At 46.7% G+C, this 14,358-nt stretch carries 17 protein-coding genes; 8 read left to right on the top strand and 9 right to left on the bottom strand.

From position 1 onward, the window contains the following. Positions 1-19: 19 nt before the first annotated feature. Positions 20-1,201 (bottom strand): acetyl-CoA C-acetyltransferase, encoded by a 1,182-nt coding sequence (locus tag AB3351_RS00715; RefSeq protein ID WP_371145193.1) that lies wholly within the window; start codon positions 1,199-1,201, stop codon positions 20-22. A 15-nt stretch (positions 1,202-1,216) separates the two neighbouring features. After that, positions 1,217-3,622, bottom strand: a complete 2,406-nt coding sequence (locus AB3351_RS00710) for a 3-hydroxyacyl-CoA dehydrogenase/enoyl-CoA hydratase family protein (protein WP_371145192.1) — start codon at positions 3,620-3,622, stop codon at positions 1,217-1,219. A gap of 220 nt (positions 3,623-3,842) precedes the next feature. Between AB3351_RS00710 and AB3351_RS00705 the strand changes: the two genes are divergently transcribed. The 3 genes from AB3351_RS00705 (at position 3,843) to AB3351_RS00695 (ending at position 5,394) form a co-directional block, all read left to right on the top strand. Then, the gene (locus AB3351_RS00705) at positions 3,843-4,034 is read left to right on the top strand and encodes a hypothetical protein (RefSeq protein WP_371145191.1); all 192 of its coding nucleotides are present in this window, start codon (positions 3,843-3,845) and stop codon (positions 4,032-4,034) included. 122 nt (positions 4,035-4,156) lie between these two features. Then, the gene (locus AB3351_RS00700; protein ID WP_371145190.1) at positions 4,157-4,327 is read left to right on the top strand and encodes a hypothetical protein; all 171 of its coding nucleotides are present in this window, start codon (positions 4,157-4,159) and stop codon (positions 4,325-4,327) included. Positions 4,328-4,470: 143 nt separating this feature from the next. Beyond that, a complete protein-coding gene (locus AB3351_RS00695) occupies positions 4,471-5,394 on the top strand; it encodes a ketopantoate reductase family protein (protein WP_371145189.1) in 924 nt (307 codons plus the stop codon). Positions 5,395-5,465: 71 nt separating this feature from the next. Here the strand turns inward: AB3351_RS00695 and AB3351_RS00690 are convergent, their stop codons facing one another. From AB3351_RS00690 to AB3351_RS00675, 4 genes are all read right to left on the bottom strand, one after another. Beyond that, positions 5,466-6,044, bottom strand: coding sequence for an SEC-C metal-binding domain-containing protein (locus tag AB3351_RS00690; protein ID WP_371145188.1), 579 nt, complete (start codon positions 6,042-6,044; stop codon positions 5,466-5,468). Between the two features lie 142 nt (positions 6,045-6,186). Next, positions 6,187-6,849 carry a hypothetical protein gene (locus AB3351_RS00685; RefSeq protein WP_371145187.1) on the bottom strand — a complete coding sequence of 221 codons (663 nt, stop codon included), beginning with the start codon at positions 6,847-6,849 and terminating at the stop codon, positions 6,187-6,189. A 123-nt stretch (positions 6,850-6,972) separates the two neighbouring features. Further along, positions 6,973-7,104, bottom strand: coding sequence for a hypothetical protein (locus tag AB3351_RS00680; RefSeq protein ID WP_371145186.1), 132 nt, complete (start codon positions 7,102-7,104; stop codon positions 6,973-6,975). A 208-nt stretch (positions 7,105-7,312) separates the two neighbouring features. Further along, on the bottom strand, positions 7,313-7,555 hold the full coding sequence (locus AB3351_RS00675; RefSeq protein ID WP_371145185.1) for a YkuS family protein: 243 nt from the start codon (positions 7,553-7,555) through the stop codon (positions 7,313-7,315). 180 nt (positions 7,556-7,735) lie between these two features. Between AB3351_RS00675 and AB3351_RS00670 the strand changes: the two genes are divergently transcribed. Both AB3351_RS00670 and AB3351_RS00665 read left to right on the top strand, forming a co-directional pair. Next, positions 7,736-8,446: an N-acetylmuramoyl-L-alanine amidase family protein gene (locus AB3351_RS00670; RefSeq protein ID WP_371145184.1), complete on the top strand. Its 711-nt coding sequence runs from the start codon at positions 7,736-7,738 to the stop codon at positions 8,444-8,446. Between the two features lies 1 nt (position 8,447). Next, positions 8,448-9,194: a polysaccharide deacetylase family protein gene (locus AB3351_RS00665; protein WP_371145183.1), complete on the top strand. Its 747-nt coding sequence runs from the start codon at positions 8,448-8,450 to the stop codon at positions 9,192-9,194. Between the two features lie 79 nt (positions 9,195-9,273). Here the strand turns inward: AB3351_RS00665 and AB3351_RS00660 are convergent, their stop codons facing one another. From AB3351_RS00660 to AB3351_RS00650, 3 genes are all read right to left on the bottom strand, one after another. Further along, the gene (locus AB3351_RS00660; RefSeq protein ID WP_371145182.1) at positions 9,274-9,837 is read right to left on the bottom strand and encodes a YhcN/YlaJ family sporulation lipoprotein; all 564 of its coding nucleotides are present in this window, start codon (positions 9,835-9,837) and stop codon (positions 9,274-9,276) included. Positions 9,838-9,990: 153 nt separating this feature from the next. Next, a complete protein-coding gene (gene map, locus AB3351_RS00655) occupies positions 9,991-10,746 on the bottom strand; it encodes a type I methionyl aminopeptidase (RefSeq protein WP_371145181.1) in 756 nt (251 codons plus the stop codon). Between the two features lie 17 nt (positions 10,747-10,763). After that, positions 10,764-11,390 carry a TetR/AcrR family transcriptional regulator gene (locus AB3351_RS00650; RefSeq protein ID WP_371145180.1) on the bottom strand — a complete coding sequence of 209 codons (627 nt, stop codon included), beginning with the start codon at positions 11,388-11,390 and terminating at the stop codon, positions 10,764-10,766. A gap of 174 nt (positions 11,391-11,564) precedes the next feature. Between AB3351_RS00650 and AB3351_RS00645 the strand changes: the two genes are divergently transcribed. The 3 genes from AB3351_RS00645 to AB3351_RS00635 all read left to right on the top strand — a co-directional run bounded on the left by AB3351_RS00645 (position 11,565) and on the right by AB3351_RS00635 (position 14,337). Continuing rightward, on the top strand, positions 11,565-12,563 hold the full coding sequence (locus AB3351_RS00645) for an LLM class flavin-dependent oxidoreductase (protein WP_371145179.1): 999 nt from the start codon (positions 11,565-11,567) through the stop codon (positions 12,561-12,563). Positions 12,564-12,731: 168 nt separating this feature from the next. Continuing rightward, complete coding sequence (locus tag AB3351_RS00640; protein ID WP_371145178.1) at positions 12,732-12,920, top strand: hypothetical protein; 189 nt, start codon at positions 12,732-12,734, stop codon at positions 12,918-12,920. After that, on the top strand, positions 12,910-14,337 hold the full coding sequence (locus AB3351_RS00635) for an amidase (protein WP_371145177.1): 1,428 nt from the start codon (positions 12,910-12,912) through the stop codon (positions 14,335-14,337). The genes AB3351_RS00640 and AB3351_RS00635 overlap by 11 nt, the downstream gene beginning before the upstream one ends. Positions 14,338-14,358: the final 21 nt, after the last annotated feature.

Below are 14,358 nucleotides of genomic sequence, written 5' to 3'. Positions count from 1 at the left end.
TCCTCCTTATCGTGTACGTTTAATTTATGAATTCGAATACACCAGCAGCACCCATGCCGCCGCCAATACACATAGAGACAACGCCGTATTTGGCTTTGCGACGGGCTGCTTCGTGCACAAGTGATACGGTCAGCTTCGTGCCTGAGCATCCGAGTGGATGCCCAAGAGCAATGGCACCGCCGTTCACATTGACCTTGGTCTGGTCAATTCCTAGATGACGAACAACGTGAAGTGCCTGGGATGCAAAGGCTTCGTTAATCTCAAACAAGTCGACTTGGTCCTGCGTAATCCCGGCAAGCTTCAATGCCTTCGGAATAGCTGCAATCGGCCCGACTCCCATAATATCAGGGTCTACGCCGCCTACGGTAAACGAACGGAAAATCGCCAGCGGCTTTAATCCAAGCTCCTCCGCCTTCTCACGCGACATAACAACCACCGCAGCCGCACCATCGCTCGTCTGCGAAGCATTGCCTGCCGTTACACTGCCGCCGATGCGAAACGGAGATTTTAGGCGGGCGAGTCCTTCTATACTCGTATCCGGGCGAACACCTTCATCTGTATCAAACGTAAACTCTCGGACCTTTAGCTTGTCGTTGCTGTCCAGATAACTTTCTTTTATTGTAAGAGGGACAATTTCGTCTTTAAATTTGCCTTCCTGAATGGCTGCAGCCGCTTTTCGATGACTCTCTACCGCAAATTGATCCTGGTCTTCCCGACTCACGTTGAAACGCTCAGCCACGTTTTCAGCTGTGTGTCCCATCCCGATATAGATTTCCGGATACTTCTCTACGATTTCTGGATGGGGTGCCGGTTTATAGCCGGTCATTGGCACATAACTCATGCTTTCTACGCCGCCAGCAATCACGACATCGGCATAGCCGCACATTATTTTCTCCGCTGCTATGGCAATGGATTGCAGTCCGGAAGAACAAAAACGGTTAATCGTAAATGCCGGAACCGTATTCGGAAGTCCAGCATACACCGAAATAATCCGTGCCATATTAAGACCCTGCTCACCTTCCGGCATCGCGCAGCCAATAACTACATCTTCAATCATCTCCGGCTCTAGTCCAGGAGCCCGGCGAACCGCTTCTTTGATGACCGCCGCGCCCAGATCTTCCGGACGGGTATTTTTCAAAGTTCCTTTAGGTGCTTTTCCTACAGCTGTTCGCACAGCTGATACAATGACCGCTTCTCTCATCTCTTCCGCTCCTCTCTAATTGCGCAGTGGTTTTCCTTTCGTTAGCATGTGATGCATTCTCTCCTGGCTTTTCGGCTCGCCGCACAGGCTTAGAAACGCTTCACGCTCGAGATCAAGCAAGTACTGCTCACTCACATACGTATTGCGGTTTACATCGCCGCCCGAGAGCACATGAGCAAGCTTGTTCGCGATTTTCACATCATGGTCGCTAATATAACCGCCCTGGCGCATGGAATAGACACCAAGCTTCAATACTGCTTTGCCGTCAGCGCCTACCACGCGAATCTTCTCCGGCCGCGGCGGTTCATACCCTGCCATATCAAGTCCGAGCACCGCCTGCTTAGCATCATAGAGCAGATGGTCGCGATTCATCGAAATCGCATCGCCCCGACGCAGGAAACCAAGATCTCTGGCCTCTTCTGCACTGGTCGATACCTTTGCCATGGCAATCATTTCAAACGCCTTCGTAACAAAAGGTACCAAGTCTGCCTTCGAATCGACGGCATCAGCGCCTTTTGTTGCGCGCCACAGCACTTCTTTCGTACCGCCACCGCCAGGAATGACGCCAACGCCCACCTCAACAAGTCCCATGAATGTCTCTGCCGAAGCCTGAATACGCGCTGTAGGCAAGCATACTTCCGCACCGCCGCCCAGCGTCATACCGAACGGAGCTGCCACAACTGGTTTTTTTGCATATTTGAGCGCAAGCGAAGCCTGTTGGAAGCGGTGTACGAGATAGTTAATGTCATCCCAATTGTCATCCTGGGCCTCCATCAATATCATCATCAAGTTAGCGCCAACGCAGAAGTTTTTTGCTTCATTGCCGATGACAAGCCCGCGATAATTCTTCTCCACTTCATCAAGTGATTTGAACAGCATATCGACTATATCGAAGCCGATCGCATTATTTGGCGAATGAAATTCTAAGCAGGCTACTCCATCACCGATATCAATCAAGCTTGCACCTGAATTAGAGAGAATCGGTGCAGACTTCGACTTATATTCAGCAAGCGTAAGCCACTCACGCGCGCGTTCTTCCTGTGCGCGTTCCCCTGTTAAGGTGTGGTAGTATGTTCCACTTCCTTCTTTCTCATAGAAGGAGGTCTTGCCTGCCGCAAGCATATCCTCTACCCACTGCGGGATCGTCTCGCCTTCCTTCTTCATCCTCTCTGCCGCTTCTCTTACACCGAGCGCATCCCATGTCTCAAACGGTCCAAGCTCCCAGTTGAATCCCCATTTCATCGCCTGATCCACACTTACAATGTCGTCTGCGATTTCTGGAAGCTTCGCTGCCGAATACAGCATGGTTTTCTTCAATACATTCCAGGTAAACTGCCCTTCTTTAGACGGACTGTAGGCAAGCGCCTTCAGGCGTTTTTTCAATCCACCAGCCGCTTTCGCCTGCTCTACCGCTGGGATTTTAACCTTCTTGATTGGAGTGTACGTACATTCCTGAAAATCGAGCACAAGTATCTCTCTGCCAGCTGCCGTTTTCTTCTTCTGATAGAATCCTTGACCGGATTTATCGCCTAGCCAGCCGTTTTCAACCATTTTATTCAGAAGCTCAGGTACAGTAAAAGCGGACTGTTCAGCTTGATCGGTAACGTTCCTATACACATTCGCGGCTACATGAACGAACGTATCGAGCCCCACCATATCGAGCGTGCGGAATGTTGCGCTTTTGGGGCGACCGATAACAGTTCCTGTCATCGCATCCACTTCCTCTGCACCAAAGCCCGCCTTCTGCATCTCGTCGAATGTAACCAAAAGTCCGTACGTTCCGATTCGATTGGCAATAAAATTCGGCGTATCCTTAGCGAGTACGACTCCCTTGCCAAGTGTCCGCTCTCCGAAACGCTTCATAAAAGCGATTACATTTTCATCTGTATCCTTGCCTGGAATCAGTTCAAGCAGCTTCATATAGCGCGGCGGGTTAAAAAAGTGCGTACCGAGAAAATGACGGCGGAATGCCTCTCCTCTTCCTTCTATCATTTTATTGATCGAAACACCGGATGTATTGGAGCTGACGATGGTGCCTTCCGTCCAGTTTTGCTCCACCTTCTCCCAGAGCTTTTGTTTTATTTCAAGGTTTTCGACAATCGCCTCGACAATCCAGTCTACCTCACGCAAGCGTGCCAGATCATCGTCTAGATTACCGGGAATAATCCACTCAGCATTTTTTTGGGAGAATAGCGGAGCCGGCTTTGTTTTAAAGAGCCGCGCCTTTGCTTCTGTCGCAATCCGATTACGCACAACAGGATGCTCTAGCGTCCATCCTTTTTTCTCTTCCTGTTCTGTCAGTGTGCTTGGCACAATATCTAATAGATACGTCTGAATGCCTGCATTCGCCAGATGTGCAGCAATTGCGGCTCCCATAACACCTGAGCCCAGCACTGCGGCTTTCTTAATGCTTCTCTCCATCGTGCAGCCTCCTCGTCTTCTAAAATTAATGAGTGAATGCTCATTCATATATGGATAAAAGAATATAATGAATATCAAATGTTCTGAGTATTATTGTAGTACACAATTGCCAGAATTTCTACCCCAATTTTCATAAATATATATTCTTTTTTTGACAGACAAGCTACAAGGTCGGTATAGTGAAAATAGTAAAAATATTTTGCGTGAAAGGAGTACAAGCATGACCGGACACGTTTTAATGCTATTTTTAACAATTACTGCGCTGATGTCTTTCATTTTGATTATTTTAGGGCTGCTTCCACAGCCTGAAAAAGGCAACCAACGCCAATTTAGCTTGACCATCTGGGGGCTTCTGCTCGGGGTGGCTACGGTTGTGTTGTATTATCTTGAGCCTGTTTTATTTCCGGCATAATTCTCATCTAGAATATACAGCAGATAACGCCTGATTCCTTATGTGAATCAGGCGTTTGATTTTTTATAGGATAACATGGAAACAATAGTAAGGACATCGTATATAAAGGAGGTTTACGTTTAATGCATCTATTCATTTGGATTTTTCTGATCTTTGCCGCACATCTACTTATGTATTACGCACTTGGCACACCAGCCTGGATTGCGACCTCGCTTCTTGCTACCCTTGTATGGGCAGTGGTGCTCATCGTCGCTCAGGCCCTATGGAAACAGCGGCAAAAGAGCGGAACATAACTTCACAGCCGCCAAACCATGATCATAAAAAGGAAATACGCAACTCTCCTCCGAACATAGTATATAGAGCACTGATTTATTGACTATGTTGATGCAGAAGCAGGTTGTCTGCTTACTTGCGTTAGAGCAGGAGAGGAGTATATATGCGATTCTTACTTGTCGGAGCAGGAGCAATCGGCGGCTACTTTGGCGGACGCCTCATCCAAAAAGGCGAAGAAGTAGTGTTTCTTGTCCGTCCACCAAAACAGAAGCAATTAGAAAAAGCAGGACTGACTATAACGAGTGTGCACGGCGACTTCCATACTCCCGTACAGACGATTGTCAGCGGAGAGCGCGCGGAGCCGTTTGATTGCATTATCTTATCGATCAAAGCGTATCACCTTGCGCAGGCATTGCACGATATTGCGCCTTATGTGGGAGAAAATACGATCATTCTGCCGCTTCTCAACGGTTATGATCATTATGCACAGCTCACAGATGCTTTTGGAGAGGCGCATATTCTAGGTGGACTATGCTTTATTGAGACTACGCTTGATCATGAAGGAACCATTATCCAGACAAGCCCGCGCCATGATATCGTATTCGGCGAATGGGGGGGCGGTACCTCGAAGCGCACAGAAAGATTGCTTCATCACCTAGAAGGCGCACAATTCGCAGTGAAGCACAGCGAGAATATTCAGCGCGATATTTGGCAGAAATATATTTTCATTGCAAGCATGAGCGGAATTACGACGCTCATTAACGCTCCGATAGGCCCCATCCTTTCTACCACCGCTGCGCGCACCGTATTTGAGCGCTTGGTGCATGAGGTCGTTGCCATCGCCCGCAATGCAGGAGCACCTATTGATAAAGACACGGAGGAGCGCACAATCAAAACAATGGAGTCTTTGCATCCAGAAATGAAATCCTCAATGCAGCGGGATATGGAAAAAGGAGATCCTGTTGAGACTGACCATCTGCACGGAGCACTGCTTGCGCTTGCAGCCCCGGAACAGGGTTTTTACCCGGTGCTTGAAGCAGTATACGGAAAATTAAAAGTATATGAAGCATCGCTTGAACTACCATAAAGATACGCAAAAAGCTCGCCTGATCTCTCAGGCGAGCTTCTTTTCTTACTGCCCCTGCTGTACTTTCCAAATTAGGAAGTGGCTACGAATTTCCCGCGAACTTGGGTATACTCCACGCCTGCTTCAAGGCAGCATTTCTTGTACTTCTTGCCGCTGCCGCACGGGCATACATCGTTGCGGCCAAGCTTGGATGCATTCTTGCGTTTTGCTTTACGCTTTTCTGCATCTGTCTTCTTTGGTGCAGCCGTCTGCGTAACGGCTTCTACCTTCTTAGGCTCTTTTGCTTTCGGCTGTTTAGAAACGGATGTCTGTGGTGCTTTTTGCTGCACGCCTGCCATATCCAATTTCTCTGTCAGAATAGCTAGAGCCTTTGCTTTTGTTTCCTCTGCAAAACCAGCTTGTTCATGGTAGCCCTTCGCCGTATAGCCCGCTGCATCTTCGTTCTTCTCAGAACACCAGGCATAATGCGAATCTAACGAGTCTTTCAGCCATTCGGCATAAAATGTATCGATAACATCCGCTTCGCTGGCAAAGCTGGACAAATCGCCCTTATGCTTTTCCGCAAACGCGTCGGCATACTTCTTCATTGAGAGCGTGAGGCTGCGCTTTTCTCCACTGGTCATATCTTTGTATGTACGAATAAGAATCACCCCTACTCCTATGCATTATTGACCATATCTTTTTATTGTACAAACTCTTGTCCCAAAGGGAAAGGAAATGAACAAAGAAAAATAATTTAGAATTATTAAACAAACGGGTAAAACGTTAAAAAACGCTGTCCCTCTCTATGGATTAGCCAATCCGTATCGTCTTAATCATCGCACGAAAACTTGGTACGACTCCCTCTGCTGATTCGGTCTTGGCGATGTTTAATGTGAAACGAAACCATTTCCCGTCCACCTTTTGAATGATAATCTCACGTGTGTACTGTGCATCTGATGCGAAAAGGTACGCTTTGGCTTTTTGGAAGAATGGATCAACTGCATCCGTTTTCTCATTGACCGCCCCAAGCGTTCCCAGTTCTTTTTTGGCCTGCTCGACTTCTTTGTTTATGTCCGCGTCTTGCGGCAGCAGCTGAATGCGCATCATATGACGGTCATCATAGTCTGCCATAATGATATCGCGTCCTGGCTCTTCGGCGCTTGCCGCAAAACGTGGAAGTGTGTACAAATAGTATCCTTGCTCACTGTTGAACAGTGTTCCCTGCTTTTCTTCTTTCATTCCTTCAATCTCAACTTCGATCTCTTTATTTTTTGCTGGACTCTGCGGCTTCTGCGCAGGTGCGGATGGCGATTCGGCCGGAGCATCGGCAGGCTTTTCTGGTGGCTGCTGCTGGGGTTTTACTTGGTTTTGCGATGCTGGCGGCTGTGGCTCACCAGATGAACATGCTCCTAGCATCAGGATCACAGCTAGAACAGCCCCGCTCCTTAACCATGTACTTTTGTATCGTTTCATCGTGATTCCTCCTTACTATGCTTCCCCTTCTTTAATTATAGACGCAATAGACTCCAAAAAGGTTGAAGAAAAACAGCAACCAATACCAGCCTTAACAAAAAAAGAGCCACGTCGGCTCCCCTATTAAGAAAATTTGTACAGACGTGCTTTTTTAAGCAGCCTCTCTTTTTGTTTCCCCTGCTCGCAGCTTGAGTAAAGCTGCATATAATAGTTGTACCAAAACTGACGCCAAGCTCTCACCAGTTTCTCTTTCATCCCGCCTCTTCCTTCCCTACTTTTCATCCACGTCTATAGGCCTCATTATTATCAAAACACACATGCTTTCGGCGTACTTTTAAAAGTGTATACCAGGATTTTACGTGATGAATCCACCTCTAGCTAGGTAATAAAGTCGTATTTACCGTGCTAATTTCATAAAAAAAGGAAAGAATGCGAACGCACCCTCTCCTTGTGTTGTTTTCCCTTATTGTTGATACGTACGCTGTACTTCCTGCAGCACTTCTTCTGCTGTCATGCCATCCGCATTAATGACAGGCGCTTTTGTCACCGCGCTTGCCATACCCATCATATTTTGATCTTGTCCGGATATCACACAGCAATCACAACTCTTTAGGTTGGCCTCGTTCATCTCCATCACTTGATGACCTTGGCTCTCTAGATACTGTTTAATATCACCCAACGAATTTTCAACTCCGATTCGTGCCATACTCTCACTCCTTTCTGGTATGTACAACCTTATTTTGTGTTGATCTCATGAAAACTATTCGCAGACGCCGCAGCAAAAATATGATTGCCCCTTCTCCAAAAATAACCATCTTAAAAACAAGCTAGGTGGCTCACACTAACAATGCAACGTACTCTGTCATGAAAGAGAAGATGATTATTTATGAGACCAAAAACAATGTTCATTGCTGTATGGACACTCCTCTTCACTTTTCTTTTTACACCGGTCTATGCCCTACACCAAGTGAATACCCCTGTGGATGTTCTGATTGATGTAGGACACGGAGGCATTGACGGAGGGGCTGTACATGGCAATGTAATGGAAAAAACAATCACATTAGAGGTTGCCAAGCTACTCTACAGGCAGCTTTCTATGAAGGGATACAATGTCGTCATTAACCGGACGGAAGACTATGCATTGAGCGATGATAACAATTGGCTGCTTACCCATTCTCGCCATCGCAAAGACTTAGCACAGCGTAAACATCTGGCTAAAGAACTCTCACCGAAAATCATGGTGAGCCTGCACGTCAATACGTCAAGTGATACCTCGTCACACGGCCCGATTGTACTGTATCAAAAAAACAATCAAAGCTTTATGCTTGCTGATACGGTCCAGCATTCTTTGAATAATTTATTCAAGGTTACCGAACTTCCTCAGCCCGGAAAAAGACTTTATATGCTCAATCATTCGATTTGCCCTACCATTCTTGTTGAAATGGGATTTATCAGCAACCACCAAGAACGCAGATTAATGACGACAGCAGCCTATCAAGCACAAATCGCAAATGCGATTCATACCGGTATTGATACGTACTTTTTATTGCTTAATCACACATCACTTACCGAAAAGGATCTGAAAGGAGTGGACTAAAATGAAAAGTCGCCTTATCCTCAGTATTGTTTTGCTGCTTACGTTTTGTGTTGATCCTACACACATAACAGCGGAAACAAAAAATAGAGCGTACTGGGAAGCAAAAGGGGATATTGTATGGGATATACATACGAAGGAAAAAGTAATCGCTTTAACCTTTGATGATGGACCGGACCCACACTACACCAAACAAATCCTAGAATTATTGGATAAGCACAAAGCCAAAGGAACTTTTTTTGTGATGGGGCATAAAGCAGAAAAAAATCCTTCCCTTCTTCGAGACATGCAGAAAAAAGGACATGAAATTGCCAATCACACATACCGTCATCCGCAGCTGCGCACAATTTCGCTTGCCAACTTAAAAAAAGAAATCAAAGATACGGACGACATCATTCATTCGATTACAGGCACATACCCTGCCCTATTCCGTCCACCTGGCGGCGTCTATGATGATAAAGTCGTAAATGCTGCTAAAAGTGAAAAACATCTCGTCGTTATGTGGTCATGGACCCAAGATACAAAGGATTGGACCAATCCTGGCGTAAAAAAGATTGTCCACAAAGTATGTGCGAGTGCCAAACCAGGCAATATCGTATTATTTCATGATTCTGGCGGCAACCGGGAGCAGACCGTAAAAGCCTTAGAAATCATATTAGATCAATTAGCTAAAGAAGGTTACCGCTTCATTACCGTATCGCAGCTGCTATCCTATAAAGACAAAAAAGTATCCACTAAGAAGCCAAAATAATACACCGTGTTTCTGCATAGATAAAGAGGAGAAGTTCCATGATGGAACCTCTCCTCTTTCACTTACAAGCAAGTATCACTTAGCGGAAAGGAGTCGTAACCGCACGACCGATGTCACGAATGAGCACACCCACATCTTGTGTTAGCGTATGGACCGGATGGCCTGCGCGAACGCGATCATTAAGCGTACGTACCCGCTGATGGATGCCGCGATCTGCCGTTACATGCACATTATATCCAGGCTCTGCTGATTTTACGGCGCGCTGAACATCGCGCTCAATCTTCGCTCTGCCCTTGGTAACGTTGTTGATGTCAAGTCCGACTACAACGTCTTTGCCATGTACGACCGCTGTCGCATGGGTAACTCCCGGTACTTTAGCGGCAACGGAAGCCGCACGATCCGCGGTTGCGTGTTGTTTTGTGTTACCCGTAGTGTACGGGTGAACGCCACCAGGTGCAGCATACGGTGTATAATTTCCATACGGCTGCATTCCGTTTGTATAATTCGGAGTGGCATGCATCTGATAATTTTGCGTACGAGTGGTCGATGGATTCGGAGCTGCCTTTTGACCGCAAGCCGCAAGGGAGCCTGCCATTATAACAGCAACCGATAACACGGTACAGCGTTTAATCCATTGTTTCATTTCTACACCTCCTACGAAGTAGTATGTGTAGCTTCCTCTTCCTCTCTCGTGGTGATTTTAGGAAAGTAAAATACGGATTTCATCAGCCTACTCGTTCAGCAAACATAAAAAAGCTGACCAGTTCGGGTCAACTTTTTACGAAAAAGTAACAAGTTATATTCCACTCTGTTCCGTAAGAATGAGCGGGCCATCTTTTGTAATCGCAATCGTATGCTCATACTGGGCCGACAGCTTACCATCTCTTGTTCTTGCTGTCCACCCGTTCGCATCCATTTTAGAGTGCCACGTACCCGCATTGATCATCGGCTCAATGGTGATAACCATTCCTTCCTTTAGTCGCTGCCCCTTGCCCGGTTTTCCATAATGCGGGACGAACGGATCTTCATGAATAACCGCTCCAATGCCATGACCCGTAAAATCACGGACAACCGAGAAACCTTCTGATTCAGCGTATGTCTGAATCGCGTGTCCGATATCTCCAATCCGATTGCCGGGAAGCGCCTGCTCAATGCCTTTATATAATGCCGTCTTGGCTACGCGCAGCAAATGGCTCGCCTCTTCAGAGATACTGCCAACTGTATGTGTCCACGCCGAATCAGCAAGTGCACCATTGAGGTTGACTACCATATCAATAGTGACAATATCCCCATCTTTCACCGGCTTCTTCGTAGGAAATCCATGGCAGATCTCATCATTAACGGACGCGCACGTCGCGTATTGATATCCTTGGTACCCCTTCTGTTCCGGGGTTGCTCCATGCTTAGCCAGATAGTCCGCCACAAAGCGCTCAATTTCGAATGTGGTGATGCCAGGGCGCATTCGTTTGGCAATTTCTTTATGACATGAAGCCAACAGCTTCCCGGCTTCGTGCATTCGCTCAATTTCTTTTTCTGTTTTTAGTGTAATCATTCATTACCGCTCCTTATTTATCGTTGTAATCCGTTCCACAGAATTGACATCACATCATCTACCCATTTTATATGGTCATGATTTTTTAATCCGCTCTCCTTTTTGCTGAGATGGATAGCCGCTGTCCCGATTAATGTACCGAAAAACCATTCCACGGCTGTTTCTTCTCCTACATCAGCCAGCTTGTCAGAGGCGGTGCCTTCACGTATGGTATTCATCACCGGTGTATACAATTCCACCCGAACCTGCCGCTCTAATTCTTGGCTATTGTTGATGGGCAGCGGCTCATGATCCTGAAAAAAATTCTTATACAGAATAAAAATAAACGGTTGCTCCATCCATGTGCTTAGCTGTGCTCGCGCATACGCCTCCAATCGCTTCGCCGGGCATCCGTTACCCTTAAGCGTCTCCTCTGTCAATTGCTTAGCCTCCTGTAAAGCATCCAGCAGCAGATCCTCAAGCAGGGCGATTTTATTATTATAATAATGATATATGGTGCCTCGGCCGATGCCGGCTTTTTGGGCAATATCACCAATTTCCATACGAAGTCCTTTTTGTAAATACACTTCGGCTGCCACCCTGCGTATTTGAAACATACGCTTCTTACGGATCTGTTCATTTTGCTCCTTGGTACGTGGACACACAAATCTCACCTCTTTTTTTGACATTCTTGTATGTCGATATAAAATATATATGTATGGTACGCCTCTTACGTGCAAAAATCAACCCGCCCGATATATACTATACGGGTTTGTTTGCATTCTATGCCCCTCCTTGCTACCATGAAAACAAAAAATACAGACAGGACGGAGATATATATGAAGCTAAGCATCCTTGATCAATCCCCGGTCTCAAGCGGCAGCAGTGCAGGTGAAGCGCTCGCGCAAACAGCACGCCTCGTGCAACGGGCGGAGAAGCTCGGCTATACACGTTATTGGGTAGCCGAGCATCATGGCATGGAATACCTTGCAAATCCTTCCCCTGAGATACTTCTCGGACAATTAGGCGCGATTACGTCTACGATTCGCATTGGTTCGGGGGCCGTTCTTCTCCCGCACTACAGTCCGTATAAAGTAGCCGAGAACTTCAATCTTCTCTCCTCTCTATATCCAGACAGAATTGATTTAGGAATAGGCCGGGCTCCCGGAGGCTCTGCCCACGAAACGCTGGCGCTACGGGAAAATTATTTGCAGAATGTCTATAACTTTCCTTCCCTTGTATCCGACACGCTTGGATATTTGCACCAGAATCTTGCTAGCGACCATGCCTTCTCCGGCATTCATGCGCGTCCCATCCCACCTGTCCCGCCTGAAGCATGGCTGCTTGGTACAAGCGAAAAAAGCGCTGCATATGCTGCAGAGTTAGGCATATCCTTTGCCTTTGGACACTTTATGAGCGAAAGCTTTGGACCTGATATCGTACGAAACTACCGCAAAAACTTTCAATCTTCTTATGTGAAGCAGCATCCGTATGTCATGGTTGCACTCTCCGCGATCTGTGCGGACACAGAAGAGGAAGCGAACCGCCTGGCCACAAGTCTCGACCTATGGGCGATACAGACAGAGAAGGGAAAGATATCCGGAGGAATTCCAAGTGTAGAAGAAGCGTTGGCTTATGCCTATACGGATGAAGAACGAGAGATGATTCAAACAAAACGGCAGCGCATGCTGATTGGCACAAAGGAGCAGGTTACGGCACAGCTTCACGCACTTCAAGCAGAATACGAGGCCGATGAATGGATGATTGTCACTATTACTCATGACTATGAGGCACGCTTGCGATCGTATGAGCTAGTAGCGGACGCTTTATTAACATAGTCATCTCATCGGTGCTCTTCCATGTATTCACCCCTGATCCCTATGATTAGGGGTTTTTTAAAAATGACTTAAAAACGATATAAATATCTGAATATTTACAATAAAAAATTTGTTTAGTATGATTAATCTTGATTCTTACTATTTAATCATAAAAGGAGATGAAGTGTGTTGGAGCAAACCATTCGCGTCCTTTTACAAGGCAAAGGAATTGAAGCACCCGAGCAAGACTACCCTATTCTTGCAGCCCTTTGGCAGTCAATCGTTACATTAAAAGGAGATGCATCTCAGATACCGTTAGAAGAAGCGGATATTGCCCTCTATCATATGCCAGGTGGAGGTGGAAAGAATGAACAATAAACTTGCTGCCAAGTCAATTGAAGAATTAGCACCGCTTCTACAAAACAAAGAAGTATCCCCTGTAGACGTGACCGAGGCGGTGCTTGAGCAGGCAGAGACATACAATCCACAGATTAATGCTTATATTCATATCACAAGGGATAAAGCCCTGGCCGCTTCTAAGCAGGCCGAAAAAGAAATCATGGCAGGTCAATACCGTGGACCGCTTCATGGTATTCCTATGGCGTTAAAGGATATTTTATATTTTAAGGACGAGGTTGCCACCATCGGATCTAAAATCCATCAAGACTTCACCCCTTCCTATGACGCAACCGTCGTATCCAAGCTGAAGGAAGCAGGCGTTATTTTCACAGGTACGCTTAACATGCATGAATATGCCTGGGGTGCAACAACGAATAATCCGCATTTCGGTCCCTGCCGTAATCCGTGGGATATCGAGAAAATCCCCGGCGGTTCAAGCGGAGGCTCGGGTGCTGCTGTAGCAGCCGATATGACGATTGCATCAGTTGGTACGGATACGGGAGGTTCAATACGCATTCCCGCCTCTGCTTGCGGCATCGTCGGCCTCAAGCCTACGCATGGACGCGTAAGCAAATACGGGTGTTTCCCTCTCGCCTGGTCGCTCGATCATATTGGCCCTATGACCAAAACCGTGTGGGATGCTGCTGCGATGCTTGAAGTAATGGCGGGTTATGACAGCAAAGACCCTACTTGCGTTAATACACCAACCGCTCCTTATACGACTCTACTCTCAACTGATGTAAGCCGTATGAAAATCGGTATCAATGAGGCCTATTTCTTCCATAATGTCGACCCGGAAGTGGAGCTGCTTATCCGCAACGGAATCAGATTATTAGAACAGATGGGTGCCGAGATCATTTCGATTGAACTTCCTACCATGCAGTATGCGGAATTCGCGGAGATGATCACGATTACTTCGGAAGCAAGTGCGATTCATCACGAAAATCTTCGCCAACGGCCCCAGGACTTCGGAGATGATGTTCGCCTTCTACTTGAACTTGGGGAAATCCCGTCTGCTGTCGATTACCTGCAAGCACAGCAGATTCGCAGACGGCTTGACCTTGAATATAAACAAGCCTTCGAACAAGTAGATGTTTTACTTACACCTACACTTCCTATTCTCCCTTCCTTCATTGGACAGGATATCGTACATCTAAATGGCAAAGACGTTAGTTTCCTTGACCATATCATTCGCTTTACCGGTGTTGGTAACCTCACAGGTCTCCCTGCTCTCAGCTTGCCGTGCGGCCAAAGTGATGGACTGCCTGTCGGACTGCAGATCATGGGGCCAGCCTTCCGAGAAGACCTTGTGCTCCATGTCGCTTATGCGCTAGAGCAGGCCAATATCATGAGCGTCAAAAAACCTGATGTATCCAAATTTCACGTAACAGGGTAGTGAAAAAGGCCGTTCCAGATT

The organism is Aneurinibacillus sp. REN35, assembly GCF_041379945.2.
Taxonomy (GTDB): Bacteria; Bacillota; Bacilli; order Aneurinibacillales; family Aneurinibacillaceae; genus Aneurinibacillus.
Note: the sequence above shows the minus strand (reverse complement) of the source record. Positions and strands in the feature narration are given on the sequence as shown.